This window comes from Onishia taeanensis (assembly GCF_900100755.1).
Taxonomy (GTDB): domain Bacteria; phylum Pseudomonadota; class Gammaproteobacteria; order Pseudomonadales; family Halomonadaceae; genus Onishia; species Onishia taeanensis.
Window position 1 is genome coordinate 251,004 of the sequence record NZ_FNCI01000001.1, and the last position, 22,788, is coordinate 273,791.

Consider the following 22,788-nt stretch of genomic DNA (forward strand, 5'->3'; position numbering starts at 1 on the left):
TCCCCGATGACCATGGATATTCAGGTGGCGGAGGGGGACGTCGAGCGTCTGTCCCTTCGCGAGTACACCGAAAAGGCGTACCTCGACTACTCGATGTACGTGATTCTCGACCGTGCGCTGCCCCACATCGGCGACGGCATGAAGCCGGTGCAGCGGCGCATCGTCTACGCCATGCGCGAGCTGTCGCTAAATGCCAACGCCAAGTACAAGAAGTCGGCGCGTACCGTCGGCGACGTACTGGGTAAGTTCCACCCCCACGGTGACAGCGCCTGCTACGAGGCGATGGTGCTGATGGCGCAGCCGTTCAGCTATCGCTACCCATTGGTGGATGGCCAGGGCAACTGGGGTAGCCCCGACGATCCCAAGTCCTTCGCCGCCATGCGCTATACCGAGGCGCGTCTGTCCAAGTTTTCCGAGGTGCTGCTCAGTGAGTTGGGGCAGGGCACCGTCGACTGGACGCCCAACTTCGATGGCACCATGAACGAGCCGGTGGTGCTGCCGGCCAAGTTACCCCATGTGCTGCTCAACGGCGGTACCGGCATCGCGGTGGGCATGGCCACCGATATTCCGCCCCATAACGTCAACGAAGTGGTCGAGGCGACTTGCCACCTGCTGCGCAACCCAGAGGCGACTACGGCCGACCTGCTCGAATACGTGCCGGCGCCGGACTTTCCCTCCGCTGCTGAGATCATCACCCCGCGTTCCGACCTGCGTAAGCTCTATGAGAGCGGCCGTGGCTCGGTGAAGCTGCGCGCCCGCTATAGCCTGGAAGAGGGCAAGGTGGTGATTACCGCGCTGCCCTACCAGGTCAGCGGCGCCAAGGTGCTCGAGCAGATCGCCGCGCAGATGCAGGCCAAGAAGCTGCCGATGGTCGCCGACCTGCGCGACGAGTCGACCCACGAGACCCCGACCCGGCTGGTCATCGAGCCGCGCTCCAACCGGGTCGATATCGAGTCGCTGATGGCGCACCTGTTCGCCACCAGCGATCTCGAGAAGAACATCCGCGTCAATATGAACGTGATCGGCCTCGACGGTCGGCCACGGGTCATGCCGTTGCCGGCCATGCTCGGTGAATGGCTTAACTTCCGGCGCGTCACGGTGCGCCGGCGTCTCGAGCATCGCCTGGGCAAGGTCGAGGATCGCCTGCATATCCTCGAGGGCCTGCTGACGGCCTACCTCAATATCGACGAGGTGATCCGCATCATCCGCGAGGAGGACGAGCCCAAGGCCGCCTTGATCAGCGCCTTCGATCTCTCCGAGCGCCAGGCAGAAGCCATCCTCGAGCTGCGCTTGCGCCACTTGGCGAAGCTCGAGGAATTCAAGATCCGTGGCGAGCAGGACGAGCTGGCCGCCGAGCGCAAGCAGCTCAAGACGTTGCTGGGCAGCGAGGAAGCGCTCACCGACCTGATCGAGGATGAGCTGCGCGCGGCGGCCAAGGAACATGGCGATGAGCGTCGTGCGCCGTTGGTCGAGCGCACCGAGGCCAAGGCGCTGTCCGAGGTCGAACTTCTCGGCGCCGACCCGATCACGGTGGTGCTGTCCGAGAAGGGCTGGATTCGCTCGGCCAAAGGGCACGAGATCGACCCCGCCGGCCTCAGCTACAAGTCCGGCGACCGCTTCCATTTGGCGGCCCGCGGCAAGACCAATCAGCCATTGGTACTGCTTGACGATACCGGGCGTGCCTATACCCTGGCCGCGCATAACCTGCCCAGCGCCAGGAGCCAGGGCGAGCCGATTACCGGGCGCGTCAACACCACTGCCGGAGCACATATGGCCGGGCTGATGCTGGCTCCGCCCGAGACTCGCTACCTGCTGGCCTCCGACGGCGGCTATGGCTTCATCGCCCGCCTCGAAGACCTGATCGGCAAGAACAAGGCCGGTAAGGCCGTGCTTTCGGTGCCCAAGGGTTGCGCCGTGGTTCCGCCGCTGCCGGTGCCGAGCGGCGAGGGAGTGAAGGTGGCCGCCGTCTCCAACGAAGGGCGCCTTTTGGTGTTTGCCCTCGAACAGCTACCGGAAATGGCCAAGGGCAAGGGCAACAAGATGCTCGATATTCCCGGCACCCGAGCCGCCCAGCGCGAAGAGTTCATGCGCGACCTGGTGATGCTGCCGGAAGGGGCCGCGCTGGTGGTGCATGCCGGCAAGCGCAAGCTGACGCTAAAGCCGAGCGATCTCGATTACTATAGCGGTGAACGCGGCCGTCGCGGCAGCAAGCTGCCTCGCGGCTTCCAGAAGGTCGACCAACTCGCCATTGAAGACTGAGGGAAGACTCATGACACGACGACTTTTGATTCGCGCCACGGGTCAGTCCCATCCCGGCCAGCTCGCCGGTCTCGGAAGCGCCCTGGCTCGCGCTGGGGCGCGACTGCTGGACATCAATCAGAGCGTGACTTTCGATATCCTGTCGCTTGAGGCGCTGGTTGGGCTTGATCATGACAGCGACCTGGAGGCGATTCTCGCTGAGGCCGGCGATGCCCTGGGGCTAGACGTTCAAGCGGTCCAGGTCGGCGCCGAGGACTATCAGCGCTGGAGTGCCCAGGAAAGTCGGCCGCGGCTGATCCTGACGCTATTGGCGCCGCACCTGCCTGCGGGCATACTCGCCGAGGTCGGTGCGCTGACCGCCGAACATGGCCTGACCGTCGAGCTGATCCATCGTCTATCAGGACGTGAACCGTTGGATGGCAGTGTGGCCGGCGAGGGCGATGATCGCCATCCCATGGGCGCCTGCGTCGAGTGCTGGCTGCGCGGAGACGATATCGACCTACCGGCCTTGCGCGAGAAGGCCCTGGCACTGGGCGCCATGCATGGCGTGGATATCGCCATTCAGGAAGACTCAATCTGGCGTCGCCACCGCCGGTTGGTGTGTTTCGATATGGACTCGACGCTGATCCAGACCGAGGTGATCGATGAGCTGGCTCGGCGCCATGGGGTGGGCGACGAAGTGGCAGCGGTCACCGAACGGGCGATGCGCGGCGAGCTGGATTTCCAGCAGAGCTTTCGCGAGCGGATGAGCAAGTTGAAGGGCCTGGACGAGGCGGTGCTCGCCGACATTGCCGAGAATCTGCCGCTGATGGACGGCGTCGAACGCTTGATGGGCCATCTCAAGCGGCTGGGGTATCGCACCGCCATCCTCTCCGGCGGCTTCACCTACTTTGCCGATTACCTTCAGCAACGGCTTGGCTTCGATGAAGTGCATGCCAACGAGTTGGTCATCGAGAATGGCAAGGTCACTGGGGAAGTACGCGAGCCGATCCTTGATGCCGAGCGCAAAGCCTATCTGCTGCGCGAGATCGCCAAACGCGAAGGGCTGACGCTTGAGCAGACCATTGCCGTAGGCGATGGCGCCAACGATTTGAAAATGCTGGCGACAGCAGGGCTCGGTATTGCATTTCGCGCCAAGCCATTGGTCCGCGAGCAGGCTAGCCATTCGATCTCGACCCTGGGGCTCGATGCGGTGCTTTATCTGATCGGCTACCGGCAGAGCGATCTTGAGGAGTGAGGCTAGGGGGTAGAAGGTTGGGGCGTCGGGCGCGAGCCCCATCCTTTTATGTGTCATGGCTAAGCCGCTCGGTTGGCGGTTAACGAGACCCTTATCCTAGACAGTCATGCCTGAGCTTTCAGGCTCGACTCAGCTCCCAATAGGACCATCAGGCGCCGTCGGAAAAGCTCTCCACGCGATTTCGCCCCCGCCGTTTGGCTCGATAGAGTGCCTCATCCACGGCTTTCAAGGACTCCGCTAGTGTCATGCCGCGCTGGAACTGGGCCACCCCCAGGCTGACGGTCAGATTGCCGATGACATCGAAGGCTGTCGCTTCGACGCTGGCGCGGATCCGCTCCGCCAGCGCGACAGCGCCCTCCAGCTGAGTGTGGCCGGTCAGCAGCATGAATTCATCTCCTCCCCAGCGACCGACTTTATCGCTGTTACGCAACTGGCGGGTGATGACATCGCTGAGCGCCTTGAGCACGTTATCGCCGGTATCGTGGCCGTGCGCATCATTGATGTGCTTGAAGCGGTCGATATCGAGCATGATCAGTGAAAAAGGCGTGTCGTAGCGCTCGAGGTCGGTGATGGCCTGTTCCTGCAGTCGCGAGAGCCGAGTGCGGTTGCAGATGCCGGTCAACCGGTCGTGTTCGGCGAGGTGCTTGAGTTCTTCTTCCAGCATTTTCTGCTTGCGGATGTCATGGAAAACGTAGATGTAGTGCTCGATCTGGTCTTGGCTATTGTTCAGCGTCGAGATCGACTGCCATAAAGGCAGCGTTTCGCCGTTCTGATGTCGGTACCAGTACTCGCCCTCCCAGTATCCGCTGACCGACAGGGTGAATTGGATGCGCTGGTAGAAGGTGGCATCGTGCTGATCGGATTGCAGCAGCTGAGCAGGCTCGCCAACTACTGCTTGCTGCGGATAGCCCGTAATCGTGGTGAAGGCGTCGTTGACGCGTTCGATGATTTGTTGCCGGTTGACGATCATGACCCCTTGGCCAGTATGAAACGCCGCAGCCATCAGTTGATATTCGGCGTCGTGGGCGGCCAGTTGGGCTTCTGCGTTGGTACGCTGGGACACATCATGGATGATGGAATGCAGCAACTGGCAACCGTCGCGCATTATCGGACTCGTGTACACCTCGACATCGCGCACCTCGCCGCAGGCCAGACGATGCTGGAAACAGAAAAAGCCCCGCTCTCCGCGCTGCACTGATTGTCGTTTTCGCCTAAGGACCTCTTCATCCAGCGTATTGATGTCACCAATATTCAGGCGCTTGATCTCTTGTAGAGAATAGCCGTAGAAGGTAAGTGCCGAATCATTGGCATCGACGATCCGACCGCTATCGGCCTCTATCAATAGTTTGGGTGCCGTATTTTGTCGGAACATGGCGTCGAAGAGCTGATTCGACTCCTTCTGGCAGGTGTCGCGCTCATGTTTTGTATCTTCGAGGGCAACTTGCAGCCGCCGTAGCCGACTCTCATCATCGTGCTGGTCTGCGTCGACGAAAGCGCCATTGCCTCGGTTCTCGTGTTTCCCTGGGGGTTGCACGGCACCCTCCTTGATATCAGGTTCGCCTCGGCATCGTCGTTTTTTCTATTTCCAATGCGTTGCCGGCATGCTTCAAGTGGACATCTTCATACAGATAGCTTGGCGCATTCCGTACATCTTTACCTGCATAGCGTGTCTATTGCGTTGAAGGTTAGTCTGCGAGTAATGGCGATCTTGAGCGATGTCAGGATTACGGCATCTGAATATCATCTGGCTCTGGTGCCGCGACGGAAGGCAGGCTAGGTTGTGAGGGTCACTTACCTTTATGAGGTCGCCATGCCCACATCCCGTTTCTCGCCGGAACTGTTCGAGGAAGTGAAGATCCTTGGCCTGTTTAACCTGACTACGACCCAAGAGGGCATCAAGGTACATTCGAATGCTGCGCCGGAGGCCATTGCGGCTGCCCGCCGACTTCATGACAAGGGCCTGATTACTCAGGATGACGGCGGCTATCTGACCAGTCTTGGCCACGAAGCCGCCCAGCACGCCCAGGACTTGTTGACCATCCTCGTGACCGAGAAGCAGCTGGCAAGCTAGTTCGCTTCAGGTGTCTCCATGCGCCCCGCCCTGCCACGCTGCAGGGTGGGGCGTTTGGTTGTGATCGCGGCATCTTCAGGCCTGCAGCCGGCTGTGACTCTCTTGCTTGGCATCGCTTGGCCATGCGCAGCAGCTGATTAGTTCGCTTGGAAAGACGTCGATATCGTCGTCCTGTCGTCGAGGTAGGACCTGCTCGCCATTAAGCCGCCGTGCTATGCTCGCGTGCGTTCTGCCCAAGGCCGGTTGGCCTGGTCGATGATGACGCCGATGCATGATGCCAAGGCCCGTTCGAGCCGATCGCCTTGGCAAGAACCGCCGATATTGCGTTACCAAGAAAGAGTCCCCGGAAAGAGATCCCATTCCCGATGAGCGAACCCTTCATCACCTGGCAGGCCCGCTTCGAGCGGCTGCGCGCCAATAAAATATCTTCCTCATATAAAACAGAAGGTTATGTTTTTTTATTGTATGCATGAGAACCCACTCATTTTTTTTCATATCAACATATTATACCCTCTTTGTACGTCGTATTTTCCACGTTGAGGAGCAGTTATGGACGACATGCTTTTATACCCCACTTATGAGGAAGTGGTGGGGGCTTTGGGAGAAAAAGGAATTCATCACAAGTTGATGGAGTTTGTCGAGCCAGTACGTGAAGATGAGAGTCCTATATCTCTAGTTGCTAGAAATTGCAGAATTTCAGGTAAGCTTTCTTTTGTCCTAGGAGCGCCAGGAAAAGGTAAGTCAACATTTATAAATTCACTTCAGTGGAAGAGGCATGTCCGTATATCTTCCGTTGTTAATATTGACGCAACTGATTGTTTTGAGAGTCTGGCTGGCTTGTTTCAGAAAATCAGAGAATTTGGTGGCCAAGCTAAAAGTGAATCTTGGAAAGGGCCGCTATGTATATCCATTGATTATCTGGAAGATTTGAGTGGTTTTGATGAAGGCGAGATTCGTTCTTTTTTTAGAAATTTGAATGGTTTTTTGCGGAATCATCCAGTCATGATGTTGTGGCCGGTTACGGAAGAAGATGCGGCGCGTGAGATGGTTAGGTATACGCAAGAGATTTCCGGGACTCTTTTTGTTCAAGGGCAAGAGGTTACACGTTTAAATGGTCCAAGTTTTTATAATTTTCCAGAAATAGTTTCGCGAAGTATATCGATACTTAACGATGGGAGAGATCTCTCCGATTTTGGTTTGACTTTTGATGATCTAGTTGATGTTCAGGAACAGGTGATGAATGATTATCCTTATCAAAAGCGTACGATGAGGCTTTATATACATCATGTGATTCAAAGGTGGCAAAAAAATAGTGAATACCATCAAAGGGTTAAATCGAAGCTACCCAAGCCGACAGAGATATGGTTCGTTTTCCCTTACCCTGATGCGGAGAAGGTGGTTGGTGGGTTCGTGAAGCGCTCCAAACGAGTGCAAGATAATTGGGGGGTTGTATTTGACAAGCTTTATGAATATTCGGTTGATGGTCAGCGGAGTAGAGATTGGACCCCTAGCCGTCTTCAGATGGCTATATCTGGTGCATTTAAAACACGTATAATGTATCTACCAACTAACGCAATTGTTTCATGTGTATATGCTTATTCTCCTTCGGAGGCGTTGAAGAGAGAAATTTCTTTTCCGAGCACACCACGGCAATGGGCTCAAAAGGGTCAGGCGAAAAAATTTTTCAAAAACACTCCTGTCTATAAACAATTGATCGATGAGCCAATTACAGCCGGTATGAGGCGAAGTGGCCCAGCTCTCAAAGCAGTAGAGCTGTCAAGTACTGGGTACGATAAATTAGTTTCATGGGCTGCTTCTGGGAGCTCTGGGAGTGATAAACATATTAATTGGGCTGTTGCCTCTTTGCTCTCTGATATTGTCGGTCACCCTATGTCTAGTGATAAGGCTCATCCTTGGCTGGATAATATAATTCCTGATATTTTTGTTGACCTTCCCGATAAGCAGGTGTGCATTGAGTTCCACTATACTGGTAAAGATGCTTCTCATGTTATTGCCAATTATGTATTGAAAAAGCTTCATGTCTATATGAAAGAAATTGAGGCTTTGTCCGCAGAATAGGCCCTTTATATTGCGGATGGATCCACTTTCGGAATGCTCAGGTCATACACATCCAGCATTCTCGCACTCCGGTGCCCACTGGCTTCCTGCTTATCATGCCGGTTGCCTTGGGTGTCGGTGATCCCCCGGCGCTTCAGATCGTGAAGCCCGAATTTCTCCTCAGCGGTAATGACACCGCTTTCCACCGCAGCTTTCATCATTCGGAACCAGGCGCTATCCAGCCCGTAACGGGTCAAGGCGTCGCCGCCCTGGGCAACGAATAATGGTCGGTACTCTGCTGATAGCGGTACCGCGCGGCCGCGCTTTTCCCACCGGGCGTTGCGAACTGCGACGGCTGCATCCCATGCCGCGCGCAATCGTGGCGACCAGCGCACGACGTTATCCCGTGACCCTTTCCTGCGGTTGGTCAGAATGCCTTCTTCCAGGGCGTTGGCGTCTGTGAGGGTGATCACCTCGATCGCGCGTAGGCGACAGAGGTAGGCGATCTCGATCAATGGCCACATAAACGGGGCGACTGCACCGGTTTCTGTGCTGCGGCCTTGGCTGCGTTCTTGGCAAAAGGCCGTGATGCGGGAAAGGGTCAGCTTCTCTGGTAGGCGCCGGCGCTTTCTCTCTTGAGCCGATTCAACGGTGGTGGCTGGATTCGACTGGCAGTGACCACGATTGATGCCCCAGCGATATACACGTCTCAGGTAGGCGGCGACATGGTTGGCGGTTGAGGGCGTGCCCTTATCAGCGAGCGAGTCGACCAGCCGTTGGACAACGGGGGCGGTGATCTTTCTGCGCTCGAGGTCGACAAAAGGCATGCCGAGCCGAGTGGTGGTCTTTTCCAGTACAGAGAACGAGTATTCGTAACTCTTGCGGGTCTTCACCGCCAAGCGCTTGAACTGGACGCTGGCATGGAACTGCTCACACAGCCAGCGCAGCGTGTGGTGCCCGGTATTCTTCCGTTCCTGCATGATCTGATGCAGGTCGGCGAGGGTGGCCCGGTGGGTCGCTACGTTGCTGCGACGCCGGCGGCCTGTCTCATCGGTGGAGAGGGTGTACCAATTGCCGCGCCCACGGTGATCGAAATAGACCGAATCCGGCAGCTTGGTCTGATCGATGTGGCTGGGTATATGGGGGTTGTGGCCGCGCTTACGGCCACGTTTGGCGGGTGGTTTCATAGGATGGTGTCGGGATCATAGACGTTGTCATTCTGCGCCTGTGGTGTCAGGCCGCCGGCCTTATTTATCAGGTCCAGCGTCGTCCAGGGACCAAGGCGCCCCCGAAAGACCGTTACCCCCTGTTCAACCAGGCAGCGTTCGATGTCGGCCGCGCGCTGGTAGCCCGTAATCGTGCGCAGCTCTTCACAGCTTAATACAGATGAATTAGCCACGGCTTGGCATCTCCTGTGCCGTAATGCCAACGCAGATCCTGTTCCCGTAATCCTTGAATAGTGCGCAGCTAAGCCGCCCGGCGGGGGTGGCATGTAGCTGCGCAATCACGGCACGGCGCTCGGTGTCGGTCAGCGGCCTGGCTTTCGGGCGACGGCTAGCGGCACGGCGGCAGCCTTCCTGACGCGCGGCGTTGACAGGCTTGACCAGGTCGGCACCGCGCAAGCCTTTGCCATAGCGGGTGCGCAGCACGCTCACCTCGAAGTCGTGGCGGTCGGCAAGCTCGGGGATCGAGACCTGGTCGCCGGTCTCAGGGTCGACGACGAAGATGCGAGCGGTGGTCATGCAGCACCTCCGACGTCACTTGCCCCGACCGGGATTTCGCCCCCGGAAAGTTTCGTGTCCGCGCGATCGAGCCGCTCGATTTCGGCGAGGATCAGAGCGCCGGCTTTTACCAGGTTGCGGCGAGGGTCGCTGGGCTTCCACCAATTCTTGTCCCACGGCCAATGCTCGTGGCCTGGGCCGTAGCTAGCTTCAGCAAATTTCCTATCTAGGGATTGGCATGCCGCCATTTCGGCATAGCAGCATGCCGCTATGGCTATATCACCATCGCGGTACCCATCATCCCGCTCGCGGCTGAATCCCTCGGTGGAGAGCTGCCGCATGCGTTCCTTGTAGACGTCGATATAGGAACGGCTGGTGTTGCTGGATGGGCCGGCAAACGACGAGTCGGCGCACAGCAGTAGTTGGGCAAAAGCCGTCTTGGCGCGAACGGCGACCAGCACGATCTCCGAGTCTTCGGTATCGAACCGTGCTATTTCGGTGAAGCCCTGGAGGATATCGAACTCTAGGCCGTCCAGGTAGGCGGATGGGGTCTTCTCGAAGGCCTCGAATCCCACAGGGTCTTCGTGTGGGCAGGGCAGGTCGAGGATCTCGGTATGCACCTCGAAGCCGAACGGCTCAAGGACCTGATCAATGCGGGTTTCCTCGAATAACGGGTGTTCGAGTAGTTGGTGGGTTTGCATGTGGTTGCTCCTGTGGTGAGCCCCGCCGCCGTGGTGGGCGGCGGCGGGGTGAAGTGGTAAGCGTTGCTTACAGGTTGAGGTCAGCCTTTGCTGAAGTTGCCGAGTAGCAGGGTTGCATGCTCGAGCAGTTGGCCTTCGAGCACCTGCTTGAACTCGGTGGCCATCTCTTCCTGGATGCCCTCAAGACCGATGATGCGAAGCTTGATCTTCGGCTTGGTGTCGTCGGTGAGGATCGAGACGCGCAGCTCGAAGCTGCGCACGCTTAGCCCTTCATAGGGCAGGCAGTGGAAGCGGATAAACGCGGGCGTGGCCTGGCCGGCGCTCGCGTCCAGGGCGTCGAGGCCGCTGCGCTTGGTGTTCCAGTCGCCTTCCTCGTGGGTGCGTTCGCTTGTCGCTTTTACCTCGATGCGGCGCACGGCGTTGGCGAGCTGCTTGGCAGTCATTTCCTGGCCATTGCTGTCCTCGCCGGTGATGGCGTGGTGCCAGTCCTCGATGAAGTGGGCGAGGTCTTTCTGGCCGAAGGCGGTGCCGTGGGCCTGCAGGCAGGCAGCGTAGGGCGCGGTTTTTTCGAGCTTTAGGCGGGCGCGATGCTCGCCGTGACCGGGCTGGTCGGCGCTGCCCAGGTCGAAGTAGGCCATGGCGTCCATGTCGTCGGTGTCGACGAAGACCTGGGCCGCAGCCTGGGTGTTGATATACGCCGCGTAGTCGGTGATGGACTGGGTAACGTAGGTGCCGCGAAAGCGGCTGGGGGTGGCCTCGTACTTCTCAAGCGATTCAAGCGAGTAGCCTTGCGGGACCAGCATGGTTGGCACGTCGGTACCGGGGTGGCCGATGGCACCGGCGTGGGTGAGGGCGATGATCTTCTCGAGTGCTTGGGCTTCCATTTTGATTCCTTATCGCGTGTGGTTGCGGTGTTTCGTGGTGAAGGTACGTGGTGTGGGCGCGCTTAGGCGCCCTGGGTGGATCGTTGCTCCTGGCTGTCGAACTCGAACTTGCCCTGGTTCTCGGGGAACAGGCTCAGCTTGCCGCCACGGCCGACATATAGCGGGGTCTTGGTGGTGTTCTCCTCGCTGCGCTTGCCCTTGGCGGTGGGCTGCACATAGCTGAGCTTGTGGGCGACATCGACCTGGCGGCTGTCGGCGATCTGCTTGAGGTCCAGGGTGATGTTCACCTTGCCGGCTTTGCCGGTCTGGACGACGCCGGCGGCCACGTCGGACAGTGCGCGTCCGATCTTCTCGGCAAAGACGCCGGCGTCCATATCCGGCAGCAGGTCGGCGAACTGAGTGGTGGTGGGTTGATCACTCATGGTCTTGCTCCTTGTGGTTGCATCGTGGTGTTGGCCGGTAGTTCCGGCCGGGTCAGCCAGACGAGGCGTCTGGATAGTGAGTGGTCGGTACCGCCGCGATCAGGCGGCGGCGAAGCTGGATGTCGCTATTCGAGGTGGTAATCATCACGTCTCGCTGGGCGGCGGCTTCGCGGGCCTGGTGCTCAATGAAAGCGGCAAGCTGATAGATGCATACATATCCCTGGCCTTTGGCGCTGTCGTCGAGCCGCACCACTGGCAGCGGGATCACTCCCTCGCGTAAGCCGCGCCGGAAACGCTCGCTCGAGCGGTTGCGGAAGTAGGCTTTTCGCACGGCCTCGAGCTCTATCAGCACGTCGCCAAACTGCTGATAGAGCAGGGCGACGGTGCTGGTGTCCGGCGCCTCGTCGCCCCATGCAGGCATTGGCGCTGCCTCAGGCATGGCGGGCTACCTCGTCGTTTGCCGCCTCGCGGTGGGTGACGATCTCTTTCTTGAGCACGTTGGCCAGCCACAGCAAGCCCCGGTCGGTGACTAATGTCTTGCCGTAGGGCTGTTCCTCGCCGAGTCCGGGGTGCTTGAAGGCCTTGAGCTGTACGTGAAAGCGCCCGGCCGTGACGTGGTGCCGAAGCGGCAAGTTGTTGGCGTCGAAGATGCCTTGCTCGCGTAGCTCGGCGCACAGGGTCGTGCGGCCGGTGCCGAGCAGGGTGGCGGCTTGTTGCAGGCTGTAGCGGTTCATGAAGCCTCCTGTTGCAGGTCGTCGATCAGGCTCACCAGCGCCTGGAATACCTCGGCGAGGCGCGCGGCGGTGGCGTTGATTCGCTGCTCGCTCTGGGCATCGATCATGTGTAGGTGATAGCCGGTGGTGGTCAGCTCCACATAGCCGCTGGCCAGGGGCGTATCACTTGCGGGCGACACGATGCGCAGCGGGTGATAGGTGCCGTGGCGCAGCGGCTCGAGCAGCTGGGCCACTGTTGTGTGGGCGTGGCCGTGCACCGGCAGTTGGCGGGCTGGCCCCTCGCGGCTGAATAGCGAATCGGGATAGGCGATGGCGGCAGTCATGCAGCACCTCCTGCGGGAGGTAGTAGCCCCTCGAGGTGCTCGGCGGCGGCGGTGAGTTGCCGCAGGCTGTCAGGCTGAGCGTTTTTAGATGGCGGTAGATAGATCTCGCCGCTGCGCCAAGTCGAGGTGTAGTCGCCGCGCTCGACCGACTCGCGGGAATACAGGCTGATGCTGACCGTATGCACGTGCCCTGAGTACATGCTCATGGCATAGAACTCGGTGCGCTGACTGACGTCGATGCACAGGTCTTGGATACGGGCAATTAAGCAGCGATGGGCTGAGGTGAGACGCTGATGTTTAGGCTGGGCGGATGGCAGGAGGATAACGCTCATGCCGACACCTCCTGCCCGGCATTCTGCTGGGCATAGAGGTGATGGGCTTCGCGCTCAGTGATCAGGCGAATCCCGCAAGCAGGCCGCTCACGGTGGGCTAGTCGGCCGGTAACGCGCTCGATAGCACGCACGGCGATGACGCTGGTGGCGGCGGCCGGGTGCAGATACACCCGCGCCGGCCGGGGTGATGCAGTGGTGTGTGGTTGCATTGTCCATACTCCGTGGTGGGCGGGTATGGCAATGATCTTTGAACACCTATAGGTGTTTGTCAACCTCTCAGGTGAAAACCTTTAGGTGTTATTAAAGTGCGAATCTCATGAAATGGTCTTCATTCACGATCGCAATGTTATGGCCTTGGTCGCGCAACTCGACGGCCCGCTGAATCTTTCGGCCGTAGCTGCTGTATAGCCAGTGCTCGTTTGCGATAGTGCCGATCACGAGGTAATTGACCTTCTTTGACGGTCCTCCTTTGCTGAATCCACCGAGGTCGGCAACTAGCTGCTGACACTCTTTTCGAGGGCCGTAGGCCATCACGCCCGTGAAAACGAAACCACGATCAGCGATTGAGATATCAGGTAAAGGGTTGTCCAAAGGTAGATCAGACGGGCGTTTGTAGTGGTGAATTTTCCCATCTTCGCCCGTCAGGGCCTGGAGCATCTGCAGTAGTTCGGCGGACTCATCTTGATCTAGCACGCCATCTTCCATCATGTCGCCAATGCGGCTGACCATCATTTTGAAAATAGGATCTTCACCCATGCTGCTGGCTTGCTCGATCCAGCGCAGTAAAAACTCAGCCTCGGCCTGTACGATCTGCCCGTCAGCAATGAGGCCTCGAGAGATGCCGATCAGTTCATCCATGTTCCGGTCGTTGACACGGGCTTGGCTAAAACGGCGTAGATGTGCGAACTCATCCATGATTTTCTCCGTCGTTGTCTTACCTCAAAGAATCTTCACCTGATAACGGGCCTTACCCACAACCTGCCAGTCCCCGTTGAGTCGCGTATATCGTGGGGTCCAGTCTCTGTTAATCGCGCACAAGTAATATTCGCCTTCCTCATACACGATCTTTTTGAAGGTGCCAGCTGGCAGTCCGGTTGCAGTGTTGGTGCATCGGGCAAAGACGTAGTCGCCACTGACCCAGTCAATCTCTGGGTCAATGACAATGCGGTCACCCGAGTGGAACTCGGGTTCCATGCTTACCCCTTCTAGTCTCAGCACGAAGGCTCTTGCGCTGCAAGGGCCGGGGGCTGGGACGAATTCTTCGATTTCGGCGTCTGCAATGTTGTCGATGAGCTTCCCTGCTGTCGTCATTCCCACGACTGGCAACAGGTGCTGAATGTCGCCGAGTACGGAGGCGTTCTCTTGTTCCGGTGGATGGTCGAAAGGGGCCCTGTTATCGCTTAGGTGGCGAGGATCGTCTAGGTAATGGGGGGGGAGCTTTAGGCTCGCTTCGATATGGCGGGCCATGCGCTCACCGATGTTTTTAGAAGGGTTGGCACCGGCGAAACTGCTGACCTGGCTCTCGCTGCGGTCGATGGCATTCGCCAGACCTCTGAGATTGAGGTGCCGGTCTGCCATGGTGGCTTGCAGGATGCGGTAGCGCGTCGAGTGGATATCCATATCCCGATTATCTGTGCCTTAACCTCTCAGGTGAATCACCTGATAGGTGTTGCAAATAACACCTGCGGGTGTAATCTGTGGGGTGAAACAGCATAGAGAGATCGCCATGATGAAACTGCGCGACTACCTGAAGTCATTGAGCGATAGCCAGATCGAGGGATACGCGGATCGTGTTGGCACTTCCTCTAAGTATCTCAGAAGCCATGTGATGGGAGCATCCCGCGGAGCGAGCCTGAAGTTCATGCGTGCGTTGGCTAATGAGAGCGGAGGGAAAGTACAGTTGCTCGAAGTGCTCGAGCACTACGGCGTGCCACCTGAAGAACTAGGAAAGGGGCAGGCCGCCTGACGCGCTAACGTCGGCGGCCTGCAGGGTGCCGGGGTCTGCCCACCACAGACTGAGCCCCGGCGGTGTCGAGGAGTTACGCCCACCACAGGCCTCCTCGACGTGTGACGCAACCACATGCGGTCACGTTGATGATCTTAACTGATCCATCGGCGCGACGCATGGCAACGTTGGGAGCTTAATGCCATGTCGAAACGCTGGCCCACCTCTCTTGAGCGCGCGCAGCGGGAAGTTCTTCCCCTGCATCTGGCGCTCTACCACGCTGCACGGGAGTATCCCGGCGGTACCAAGGCCGTCGCGGCTGTGCACGGCATCAATGCGACGACCCTTCAACACAAGCTGAGCCCCACCCACGAGCACCATCGCGCCAACATCGACGACCTGGAGGCGGTGCTTGCCGCCACACGCGATCCCCGCATTCTCGACAGCCTCGGCGAAATCGCCGGTGGCTGCTTGTGGGTGTGTCCTGTCGACCGCCGCCATGCAAGCCGCGACGATGATCAGCGCGATGTGCTGGAAACATTGGCCAGCCTGCATGAACGCCTGGGCGAGATGATCACCAGCGTACGGACCAGCATCGAGGATGGCGTCGTCGACGAGCGTGAGCAGGCCGAGTTGCGCCTGCGCGCTCGCCGGCTGATGGAGACGGTGCTGGTCCTCGAGCATTCCGCGTGCCACGTCGGGGAAGGGGAGGCGTGCCATGGATAAGGCGGATATAGCGCAGGATTACATCGACTGGCGGATGGAGCAGGCGCTGGCCGCTCGCCAGAGGGCGGCGGATATCAATACTCAGTCGGTTGGTGAGTGTCAGGAGTGCGTAGACTGCGGTGGCGAGATCCCCGCCGCCCGGCGCGAACGCCTGCCGGGCGTGCGCACCTGCGTGCCGTGTCAGACGGCAAGGGAGGCGCGGCGATGATGTTAGCTCAACATTTGCAGCAAGCTCTGCCAGGCGCCAGGCGCGCTGGACAGGCCCTCATCAATGAGTCTGGTGGAAAGCCGCTTGAGACCCTCTTCTGGCATTCTCTTGAGGGCATCCAGCAGCCTTCTCTTCTCCGACGGCGGTGTGTCGCTATCCGCGATCTTTGCGGCAACCAGGTCTCTTATGGTGTCGGCATGCAAGCGAACAGTGACGGTGCCGAGGATCGCCGAGAGACCACCATCGTCCTCGAGGAAGTCTATGCCGGCTGCTGTGATGGTTCCTTGGACTCTAGGTCCAAAAGGTTCATCTGGTGGCTCATCGTCCATAAGATCAACAATAGATGTGAACAACAGCCCATCTTTTATGAGCCCAAGCTCGTTCAAATATGCCAAGTTAAATTTAAGGCTCCTTTGGTCTGCGTTGAAGCCTATGTGGTCATGTCGAACCGAAAGTTGATCGGGAAACTCATCTCGCATGAGCTTCAACAGGTGTCGTTGCAGGTCTCGGTTGAGCAGGTTCATGGGGCAGCTACCTTATCTCTCGATTTTCAGGCTCATGAGCACCGCCAGGCGCTCGAAGTAGGCCTGTGCCTCCGCTTTGCCACGTTCCGGATTACTACCATCGCCATAGAGAAAAATGGCATCCAGGTCGTCGCGGCCGCGATGGTCGAGCTTGCTGGCAACCTTGGGTGTCAGGTTTTTGATGCTAACGCTGACTGGGTAGTCCTCGTAATGGACGAACTGGCCGGTCATAAAGCCAATGGGCTCGTAGTTGCGGTTGGTGATGACGTACCCCCCGTCTTCCTGGCGCTTGAGGCAGTAGGGAAGATGGGTCTGTCGAAGAGTGTCGGCCAGCATGCTGGTCTCCCGTTCTATGTGAGAGGTGAAGGCAATGAGCGTAGTGATTGTGTATGGCGAGCAGGGTTCCGGCAAATCGCCGTTGACCGAGTCGCTGACCCGATTGTATCGGTTGGCGAATGTGGTGGACGAATGGGACGGGAAGTCGCCTTCGGTGACGGATATGGGAAATCTACCCGGTGGGTGCTTGGTACTGACCAACGCCGAGGTTGCTGTGTGCCAGGAACACAGCACGATTTATCTGCACGTCGAACAGGCAAAGGCGCTAGTGGCCAAAGTTCGGTCGGCGGCGTAACGCTGGCGGAATGCTCAATGATGGGGCCGGAGGTGCGAGATGCAGCATGACCCTTTGACCCATGACGAGTTGCGCCTGGCGCTCTCCTATATCCCCGCCGATGATCGCGAGACCTGGATCAATATCGGCAATGCGCTCAAGACCGAATACGGTGATGAAGGCTTTCCGGCCTGGGATAAGTGGAGCCAGGGCGGCCAGAGCTACAACGCTGCCGATGCCAAGTCAGTATGGCGCAGCCTTAGCCCTGGGCATGTGAGCATGGGCACGGTGATCAAGCTAGCGACCGATGCCGGCTGGACGCGGGCTAAGCATGAGTTGAGCGCGGAAGACCGCTGCCGGCTCAAGGCTGAGGCGGAAGAGCGGCGTCGCCGGTTGGCCGAGCAGGTGGAGGCCGATCAGGCGAAGCTGGCCCGCATGCAGGCGGCGGTGGCCGATGCGTGTGAGAAGGTGCTGGCCCTGCACCTGACGGATCAGGGCAGCTCCAGTTATCTCGATCGCAAGGGAGTCGGCGCCTACGGAGTGCTGTTCCCCAAGCGCTCGGTATTGATTAGCATCGATGCTCAGCGGGAACGAGCAGATGTGTGGGTCGGTAGCGAAGTGCGTGACTGGTTCGCGCAGCTGCCGACCCCTCGACCGGATCACCTGCATATGTTCCACCTCAAGACCGGAAGCGTGGTTCTGCCGTTGCGCGATTACCAGGGCAAGCTGTGGGCCTTCCAGTCGATCCTGCCCAACGGTACCAAGCTGTTCCCCCGCTTCGGCCGCAAGGCCGGGTGCTGCCATATCATTCCGGGATCTCGGGAGGTGATTGGTATTGCTGAAGGCTATGCGACCGGCGCAAGCGTTCATGAGGCAATGGGATGGACTGTTGCCGTGGCGTTGGACGTAGGCAACATGACTCGCGTGGTGCCGCAGGTTCAGCAGTGCTGGCCGGATGCTCGCCTGGTTATCTGTGGCGATGACGACCCGGAAACCGAGGGTAATCCGGGGCGGGCCAAGTCGGAGGCGCTGGCAACCGAGCATGGCTGCCTGCCGGCGTTCGCTGATCTGGAGGCGAGCTAATGGCTGACTGGAACGATCTGCATCAGACCCGTGGTCTGGACGAGGTTCGCAGGCAACTTAATGCCGCCTTGGAGGCGGCGAACGATGGACATCTCTCCCCGGTCCCCTCTGGGTGGGAGCCGCCCGCCCCGGCGGTGGCTGCAGCTTCGGGGGGCGCGGGGGAGGGCCAGGAATGGACCGAGGTCGCGCTGCACCAGCGTTTCGCGCTGCTTGAGGGCGAGAAGAAGGTGTTCGACCTGGTGAAGCGCAAGATCATCAACTGGGGGGCGTTCGAGGCGCTCGTCACCAAGGCCAAGGCACGCGACTGGCTGGATCGCGACGACAAGAAGTTGATCGATGCCGAGGAAGCGCGCCACCAAGTCGCCGAGGTGAAGCTTTCCCACAAGCTGAAGGGTGAGCGCGGCACCATCGGCATGGCGCCCACCGAGCGCTATGTGTACCTGGACGGCACACAAGACATCTGGGATCGCCAGCTCAAGCAGCGGCTGCCGTCCCGTGCCGTGCAGCTGGCCTTGGGCGATGCATGGTCGTTGTGGGTCAACTCGCCGGATCGCCGGCAGGTGCCCTATGACCGGCTGGTGTTCGACCCGAGCATGACGCTGGACCCTAGCGAGTACATCAACACCTTCGAGGGCCTGCCCCTGACGCCGATCGACGACCCGGAGCGGTGCAAGTGCATTCGCTACCTGATCGATTGGCTGTGCAGCTTCGACAAGGATGCCATGCACTGGCTGACGTGCTGGCTGGCGTACCCGCTGCAGCACATGGGCGCCAAGCTGGATACGGCGGTGCTGGCTCACTCGACCATCGAGGGCTCGGGCAAGTCGCTGCTGCTCTCCGACATCATGGGTGAGGTATACGGTGCCTATGGCGCGACGGTTGGCCAGACGCAGCTAGAGTCCAACTGGAACCAGTGGCAGGAAAGCAAGTTGTGGGGCGTGTTCGAGGAAGTGGTCAGCCGGGACCAGCGCTACAACCAGGTCGGTAAGATCAAGCACATGATCACCGGCAAGACGATGCAGGTAGAAGCGAAGTTCATGAACGGCTGGGAGCAGGCCAACTACATGAACGCGGCCTTCCTCTCGAACGAAATCATGCCCTGGCCGATCAGCGAGCACGATCGACGCATGCTGGTCATCTGGCCAGAGAAGACGCTACCACCTGAGGCCAGCAAGCAGCTGGGTCAGGAGCTGATTAATGGCGGCGTGGCGGCGTTCTATCACTACCTGTTGAGCTACGACACCGGTGACTTCGACGAGCGCACGCGGCCACCAAAGACGAAGGCTCGCGAGCGCTTGGTGGCCCTTAGCCGGTCGGCCTGGGAGAACTTCCTAGTGGCCTGGCGAGAGGGCTTGCTGGGGGTGCCATTCACTGTGGCGCGCACTCAGGACGTGCACGACCTGTTCCTAGAGTGGTGCAGCAAGAACCGTGAGCACGCCATGAGCGAGACGAAGTTTTCGCTGTTCCTGAGTACCCAGGTGCCGAAGTCTGCCCAGCAACTGGGTTGGTACGACATGGAGGAGCGACGAAAGCGCTCGATGTTTTTCCTCCCCGACCCACCTGGTGACCTGGACCTTAGCGACGGCAAGGCGTTGGGTGCAGCGGTGAAGGCATTCCGCGACGCGGCATTCGAGGCCGACTGGAACCCGCTGGGATGGGATAAGTGCAAGGGCTGGATGAAGCCCATGGGCGGTTCGCCCACCGACGACTGAGGTGTCTAGGGTGTCTAGGCGCTGGATAGGGTCATTTTCCAAGGGGTAGACAATGCAATTCCATGAAATGAAAGGGAGTTTTTGCCCTTGTCTAGGGTGTCTAGGGTTGTTCGCGCCCGCGCGCGCCTCCGTGCCTCACTACTGTGCCTATTCTTTCTCGACGGCTAAAAAATCTCTTACGCGTAATAAACCCCTAGTAACCCTAGACACCCTAGACACAACAAAATAAATAACTGAGATATATAAGGTTTTTAGTGTCTAGGGTGTGGTTAGGGTAAGGCGTTTTCTGTCTAGGGTTGGTTTACCAGTCCATCAGGCCCCCACCAGGCCTGACCACCACGAGGAGCAACCACATGATCAAAGAAATGGACGAGCTGCTGCAGCATTGGGCCGATCAACACCGCCGGCGGGGCGGGCGGCAGAGCTCGCCGCTGGGTCAGGTGGCAGAGTGGGGCGGCATTCCGCCCCGTGGTACCGGACCCAAGGGCAGCCGTGACCCGCTAGGCCTGGGCGAAATGGACGATGCTGCATGGCAGGTAGAGTGCGCCCTCAAGCGGCTCGGCGATCGCCACCAGGTGATGGCACATGAGCACTATCGGCATCATGGCTACAACGATCAGAAAGCGCAGCGGCTGGGGATGGCTCGCCAGACCTATTACGATGCGCTGGATCGGCTGCACAAGCTGCTGAAAGCTGAATTGCGAGAGGTCTATCGCCGTCGGCGTAGTGCGTAACCCTGTGTATTGAGGCGCCCTGCCGGTCGATCACCCCAACATTACGGCGGTGGCATTACCAACGCGTTGATGCCACCGGAGTCGAGGACCATCATTCCGATACCGTCAAACAGTTGCGCCTGGTCTCGACCGTTCCCTTGCTTACCCCGGCCCCGTGCCGGGGTTTTTTATGGCCACTCTGACGCACCTTGTTGCTCCCGCCGTGGTGGGCGGCGCCCGGCCTGGCCGGGCACTTTTTTTGGAGGGGTCGCGATGCGCTGGATCACTGAAGTTGACGCGGTCCCGCAGGCGGCCCCTCAGGCGCGAACTGTTATGGTCTCGGCGGGCCACAGCGACACCACGCCGGGTGCTGCCGCCAATGGGTACCGCGAGGCTGACCTGGTCTGCGAGTTTCGTTCCCTGACCAGCCAGGCGCTGGCCAAGCGTGGCATCCGCCACCTGACCGATGGCGAGGGCATGATCAATCTGCCGTTGCGTGAGGCGGTCGACATTGCCCGCCGGGCTGATATCGCCATCGAGTTCCACTGCAACGCTGGTGGCCCGAAGGCATCCGGCGTTGAGACGTTATCGCGGCCTGAGCATTACCGGCTCGGCGAAGCGCTGTGTGCGGTGACTGCCGACGTGTTGGGCATTGCGAATCGTGGTGCCAAGCCTGAAGACGCTGGCCCACATTCGCGGCTGGCGTTCGTCAGCGATGGCGGTGGGCTGATCCTGGAGCTGTGCTTCATCACGTCAAAGCATGACCTAGCGTCGTTCCTCTCTGGAAAGCGCGGGCTGGCTGACGAGATCGCCCGCGTGGTTGCCGATGCTGCTCGCATCCAATAACGAGAATCCTTATTCGCAGGGTGGCCTAACGAGGTGCCCATGACCCGACGTCACAAACCGAGCGCTGATATGCCGACTCGAGACCCCAACAATTGGCAGCGACTGATCGAGCTGTGCATTGCGTATGCGCCAAATGTGCTCGGCGCGCTGCTGACTTTTGCTATCGCCCTGGCGCGTGGTCTTCAGGATGGCGGTCCATGGCGTAAGGCACTGCTGGGTGCGCTGGTGTGTACCTTGCTGGGCATTGGGCTGTTCCCGCTGTTCCAGGCACTGGCCGTTCGCTATGAGCTTCCAGGGTCGGTGGCCTTCGCGCCTTGCGTGTTCTTAGCGTTCCTGGGCACCGAATGGCTGCGCAATAAAGCTGATGACATCTATGAGTTGATCATCGGCAGGTGGCGCCCATGATCTCGTGGCTGAGGGTATTACCGGCTTGGCTATGGCCTCTGGTTGCCGCCGTTGGCTTCGGCGGCTGGCAATGGTGGCAGGCCAGTCATATGGAGGATGCCCTTACAGTCAGCCAGGCCGAGACTGCTCGGCAAGAGCAGCGTGCCGAGGCATTCGGTGAGGTGATGGATTGGCAGCGTGACCAGATGCGCCGGCTGTCCTCAGCATTGGCAGAGCGTGAGCAACAGCTAGCCGATGATGATCAGGCCATCGACCAGCGCCGCCAATCAGCCCGTGCATTGGAGAGCAACGATGATGAGACGAGTGATTGGGCTGGCCAGCCTATTCCTGGTGGTGTCCGCCAGTGGCTGCGCGACCTCACAACCGACGCCACCACCGGAAGTGGTGACGGCAGAGGTGCCGAGTTACCTGCTGCATCCGCTGCCAGCCCCGCCGGTTCAGGTAAAGCACAACCGGGATCTGCTGCAGCTGCTGGCGGACTATGAGTCGCTGCGCCGGCGAGCCAATGCTGACCGGGCGGCTGTCGTCGATCTGCTGGGTCAGCCGCGTTCTGCTGGAGATATGTGATGGCTGGCAACAGCGTGCATGACGATGGGTTGCTCCAGCAGCTTTTGGAAGAGCAGCGCAGGACCAACCACCTGCTGGTAATCCTAATTGAGGCACTGGCAGAGGATGAGGGCGACGAGGACAGCATTCCTGCCACCTACCTCGACGGTGCGTCGCGATGAAGGCTCGTCCGTGGCGTCGGCTCTACAACACCAAGCGCTGGCATCGAATGAGGACGGCGCAGCTACGCGACGAGCCGCTGTGCCGTTATTGCAAGGCCTTGGGTAGGGTAACGCCGGCAACGATAGCCGATCACATTAAGCCTCATAAAGGCGACGAAGACCTGTTCTTCGATCCGGAAAATCTTCAGTCCTTGTGTAAGCTGTGCCACGACTCGGCCAAGCAGTCGCAAGAACGTACCGGCAAGCTCCCGGGGTGCGGCTCCGACGGCTGGCCGCTCGACCCCAACCACCACTGGTCAAAGTGAGAATGGAATGAATAAGGCAAAGGTCGCGGCGGCATTCAACCGCTGGATGGATGAATACATTGCGGATCCCCAGGCGTTCGAGCAGGAGGTCGCCACCGTTCTTCGACACCAGAAGGAGAGGTCAGGCGATGGTGCCCCGACCTATGGCGACGACTGCGCTGCTCTCCTCGAGCACTACATGGATGCCGAATAGGGGAGGGGTGGGTCCAAACCTCAGCACTACCCCGCGAAGACCGCTGCC

At 59.4% G+C, this 22,788-nt stretch carries 33 protein-coding genes; 17 read left to right on the plus strand and 16 right to left on the minus strand.

Features of this window, described 5'->3' with window-relative positions:
• The first annotated feature begins 6 nt into the window (after positions 1–6).
• Together parC and serB are read left to right on the plus strand one after the other, a co-directional pair.
• The gene (parC, locus tag BLR71_RS01085; RefSeq protein ID WP_092522222.1) at positions 7–2,259 is read left to right on the plus strand and encodes a DNA topoisomerase IV subunit A; all 2,253 of its coding nucleotides are present in this window, start codon (positions 7–9) and stop codon (positions 2,257–2,259) included.
• Between the two features lie 10 nt (positions 2,260–2,269).
• A complete protein-coding gene (gene serB, locus BLR71_RS01090; RefSeq protein WP_092522224.1) occupies positions 2,270–3,496 on the plus strand; it encodes a phosphoserine phosphatase SerB in 1,227 nt (408 codons plus the stop codon).
• 148 nt (positions 3,497–3,644) lie between these two features.
• Here serB and BLR71_RS01095 read toward each other — a convergent pair whose 3' ends face one another.
• Complete coding sequence (locus tag BLR71_RS01095; RefSeq protein ID WP_092522226.1) at positions 3,645–5,030, minus strand: sensor domain-containing diguanylate cyclase; 1,386 nt, start codon at positions 5,028–5,030, stop codon at positions 3,645–3,647.
• Between the two features lie 276 nt (positions 5,031–5,306).
• Here BLR71_RS01095 and BLR71_RS01100 point away from each other — a divergent pair, with 276 nt between their 5' ends.
• Positions 5,307–5,567, plus strand: a complete 261-nt coding sequence (locus BLR71_RS01100; RefSeq protein WP_092522228.1) for a TIGR02647 family protein — start codon at positions 5,307–5,309, stop codon at positions 5,565–5,567.
• A 549-nt stretch (positions 5,568–6,116) separates the two neighbouring features.
• Complete coding sequence (locus BLR71_RS17340) at positions 6,117–7,646, plus strand: hypothetical protein (RefSeq protein ID WP_139172503.1); 1,530 nt, start codon at positions 6,117–6,119, stop codon at positions 7,644–7,646.
• Positions 7,647–7,651: 5 nt separating this feature from the next.
• On the opposite strand, the gene BLR71_RS17855 is transcribed toward BLR71_RS17340, so the two are convergent.
• The 13 genes from BLR71_RS17855 to BLR71_RS01165 all read right to left on the minus strand — a co-directional run bounded on the left by BLR71_RS17855 (position 7,652) and on the right by BLR71_RS01165 (position 14,362).
• A complete protein-coding gene (locus BLR71_RS17855) occupies positions 7,652–8,812 on the minus strand; it encodes a site-specific integrase (protein ID WP_092522230.1) in 1,161 nt (386 codons plus the stop codon).
• Positions 8,809–9,024 carry a DUF4224 domain-containing protein gene (locus BLR71_RS01110; protein ID WP_092522232.1) on the minus strand — a complete coding sequence of 72 codons (216 nt, stop codon included), beginning with the start codon at positions 9,022–9,024 and terminating at the stop codon, positions 8,809–8,811. The genes BLR71_RS17855 and BLR71_RS01110 overlap by 4 nt, the downstream gene beginning before the upstream one ends.
• A complete protein-coding gene (locus BLR71_RS01115; RefSeq protein ID WP_092522234.1) occupies positions 9,017–9,367 on the minus strand; it encodes a hypothetical protein in 351 nt (116 codons plus the stop codon). The genes BLR71_RS01110 and BLR71_RS01115 overlap by 8 nt, the downstream gene beginning before the upstream one ends.
• Positions 9,364–10,047: a hypothetical protein gene (locus tag BLR71_RS01120; protein ID WP_092522236.1), complete on the minus strand. Its 684-nt coding sequence runs from the start codon at positions 10,045–10,047 to the stop codon at positions 9,364–9,366. The genes BLR71_RS01115 and BLR71_RS01120 overlap by 4 nt, the downstream gene beginning before the upstream one ends.
• A gap of 80 nt (positions 10,048–10,127) precedes the next feature.
• Positions 10,128–10,931, minus strand: coding sequence for a DUF2303 family protein (locus BLR71_RS01125; protein ID WP_092522238.1), 804 nt, complete (start codon positions 10,929–10,931; stop codon positions 10,128–10,130).
• Between the two features lie 62 nt (positions 10,932–10,993).
• Positions 10,994–11,353 carry a hypothetical protein gene (locus BLR71_RS01130; RefSeq protein WP_092522240.1) on the minus strand — a complete coding sequence of 120 codons (360 nt, stop codon included), beginning with the start codon at positions 11,351–11,353 and terminating at the stop codon, positions 10,994–10,996.
• Positions 11,354–11,405: 52 nt separating this feature from the next.
• Complete coding sequence (locus BLR71_RS01135) at positions 11,406–11,774, minus strand: pyocin activator PrtN family protein (protein ID WP_092522242.1); 369 nt, start codon at positions 11,772–11,774, stop codon at positions 11,406–11,408.
• A gap of 10 nt (positions 11,775–11,784) precedes the next feature.
• The gene (locus BLR71_RS01140) at positions 11,785–12,087 is read right to left on the minus strand and encodes a phage antirepressor KilAC domain-containing protein (RefSeq protein WP_092522244.1); all 303 of its coding nucleotides are present in this window, start codon (positions 12,085–12,087) and stop codon (positions 11,785–11,787) included.
• Positions 12,084–12,410, minus strand: a complete 327-nt coding sequence (locus BLR71_RS01145) for a hypothetical protein (RefSeq protein ID WP_092522246.1) — start codon at positions 12,408–12,410, stop codon at positions 12,084–12,086. Before BLR71_RS01145 ends, BLR71_RS01140 begins: the two co-directional genes overlap by 4 nt.
• The gene (locus BLR71_RS01150; RefSeq protein ID WP_092522248.1) at positions 12,407–12,742 is read right to left on the minus strand and encodes a hypothetical protein; all 336 of its coding nucleotides are present in this window, start codon (positions 12,740–12,742) and stop codon (positions 12,407–12,409) included. Before BLR71_RS01150 ends, BLR71_RS01145 begins: the two co-directional genes overlap by 4 nt.
• Positions 12,739–12,951, minus strand: a complete 213-nt coding sequence (locus BLR71_RS01155; RefSeq protein WP_092522250.1) for a hypothetical protein — start codon at positions 12,949–12,951, stop codon at positions 12,739–12,741. Before BLR71_RS01155 ends, BLR71_RS01150 begins: the two co-directional genes overlap by 4 nt.
• 91 nt (positions 12,952–13,042) lie before the next feature.
• Positions 13,043–13,657 carry a BRCT domain-containing protein gene (locus BLR71_RS01160; RefSeq protein ID WP_092522252.1) on the minus strand — a complete coding sequence of 205 codons (615 nt, stop codon included), beginning with the start codon at positions 13,655–13,657 and terminating at the stop codon, positions 13,043–13,045.
• Between the two features lie 24 nt (positions 13,658–13,681).
• Positions 13,682–14,362, minus strand: coding sequence for a LexA family protein (locus BLR71_RS01165; RefSeq protein WP_092522254.1), 681 nt, complete (start codon positions 14,360–14,362; stop codon positions 13,682–13,684).
• A gap of 106 nt (positions 14,363–14,468) precedes the next feature.
• On the opposite strand from BLR71_RS01165, the gene BLR71_RS01170 reads away from it, so the two are divergent.
• From BLR71_RS01170 to BLR71_RS01180, 3 genes are all read left to right on the plus strand, one after another.
• Positions 14,469–14,708 (plus strand): hypothetical protein, encoded by a 240-nt coding sequence (locus BLR71_RS01170; RefSeq protein WP_217629292.1) that lies wholly within the window; start codon positions 14,469–14,471, stop codon positions 14,706–14,708.
• A 183-nt stretch (positions 14,709–14,891) separates the two neighbouring features.
• The gene (locus tag BLR71_RS01175) at positions 14,892–15,413 is read left to right on the plus strand and encodes a phage regulatory CII family protein (protein WP_092522256.1); all 522 of its coding nucleotides are present in this window, start codon (positions 14,892–14,894) and stop codon (positions 15,411–15,413) included.
• On the plus strand, positions 15,406–15,621 hold the full coding sequence (locus BLR71_RS01180; protein ID WP_092522258.1) for a TraR/DksA C4-type zinc finger protein: 216 nt from the start codon (positions 15,406–15,408) through the stop codon (positions 15,619–15,621). The genes BLR71_RS01175 and BLR71_RS01180 overlap by 8 nt, the downstream gene beginning before the upstream one ends.
• Positions 15,622–15,623: 2 nt before the next feature.
• On the opposite strand, the gene BLR71_RS01185 is transcribed toward BLR71_RS01180, so the two are convergent.
• A complete protein-coding gene (locus BLR71_RS01185) occupies positions 15,624–16,145 on the minus strand; it encodes a hypothetical protein (RefSeq protein ID WP_092522260.1) in 522 nt (173 codons plus the stop codon).
• Positions 16,146–16,157: 12 nt separating this feature from the next.
• Positions 16,158–16,481 carry a hypothetical protein gene (locus tag BLR71_RS01190; protein WP_092522262.1) on the minus strand — a complete coding sequence of 108 codons (324 nt, stop codon included), beginning with the start codon at positions 16,479–16,481 and terminating at the stop codon, positions 16,158–16,160.
• A gap of 34 nt (positions 16,482–16,515) precedes the next feature.
• Between BLR71_RS01190 and BLR71_RS01195 the strand changes: the two genes are divergently transcribed.
• The 10 genes from BLR71_RS01195 to BLR71_RS01235 all read left to right on the plus strand — a co-directional run bounded on the left by BLR71_RS01195 (position 16,516) and on the right by BLR71_RS01235 (position 22,740).
• Positions 16,516–16,776: a hypothetical protein gene (locus BLR71_RS01195; protein WP_092522264.1), complete on the plus strand. Its 261-nt coding sequence runs from the start codon at positions 16,516–16,518 to the stop codon at positions 16,774–16,776.
• A gap of 39 nt (positions 16,777–16,815) precedes the next feature.
• Positions 16,816–17,838 (plus strand): PriCT-2 domain-containing protein, encoded by a 1,023-nt coding sequence (locus BLR71_RS01200; RefSeq protein WP_092522266.1) that lies wholly within the window; start codon positions 16,816–16,818, stop codon positions 17,836–17,838.
• The gene (locus BLR71_RS01205) at positions 17,838–19,550 is read left to right on the plus strand and encodes a DUF5906 domain-containing protein (protein WP_092522268.1); all 1,713 of its coding nucleotides are present in this window, start codon (positions 17,838–17,840) and stop codon (positions 19,548–19,550) included. The genes BLR71_RS01200 and BLR71_RS01205 overlap by 1 nt, the downstream gene beginning before the upstream one ends.
• 353 nt (positions 19,551–19,903) lie before the next feature.
• A complete protein-coding gene (locus BLR71_RS01210) occupies positions 19,904–20,284 on the plus strand; it encodes a hypothetical protein (RefSeq protein ID WP_092522270.1) in 381 nt (126 codons plus the stop codon).
• A 252-nt stretch (positions 20,285–20,536) separates the two neighbouring features.
• Positions 20,537–21,109, plus strand: coding sequence for an N-acetylmuramoyl-L-alanine amidase (locus BLR71_RS01215; protein WP_175491591.1), 573 nt, complete (start codon positions 20,537–20,539; stop codon positions 21,107–21,109).
• 39 nt (positions 21,110–21,148) lie between these two features.
• Positions 21,149–21,514 (plus strand): phage holin family protein, encoded by a 366-nt coding sequence (locus BLR71_RS01220; protein WP_092522274.1) that lies wholly within the window; start codon positions 21,149–21,151, stop codon positions 21,512–21,514.
• Positions 21,515–21,808: 294 nt separating this feature from the next.
• Positions 21,809–22,081, plus strand: coding sequence for an Rz1-like lysis system protein LysC (lysC, locus tag BLR71_RS01225; protein ID WP_139172505.1), 273 nt, complete (start codon positions 21,809–21,811; stop codon positions 22,079–22,081).
• Positions 22,081–22,242, plus strand: a complete 162-nt coding sequence (locus BLR71_RS17575; protein ID WP_175491592.1) for a YebO family protein — start codon at positions 22,081–22,083, stop codon at positions 22,240–22,242. The genes lysC and BLR71_RS17575 overlap by 1 nt, the downstream gene beginning before the upstream one ends.
• On the plus strand, positions 22,239–22,547 hold the full coding sequence (locus BLR71_RS01230) for an HNH endonuclease (RefSeq protein ID WP_092522278.1): 309 nt from the start codon (positions 22,239–22,241) through the stop codon (positions 22,545–22,547). The genes BLR71_RS17575 and BLR71_RS01230 overlap by 4 nt, the downstream gene beginning before the upstream one ends.
• Positions 22,548–22,554: 7 nt before the next feature.
• Positions 22,555–22,740 carry a hypothetical protein gene (locus BLR71_RS01235; RefSeq protein ID WP_092522280.1) on the plus strand — a complete coding sequence of 62 codons (186 nt, stop codon included), beginning with the start codon at positions 22,555–22,557 and terminating at the stop codon, positions 22,738–22,740.
• The last annotated feature ends 48 nt before the right edge of the window (positions 22,741–22,788 follow it).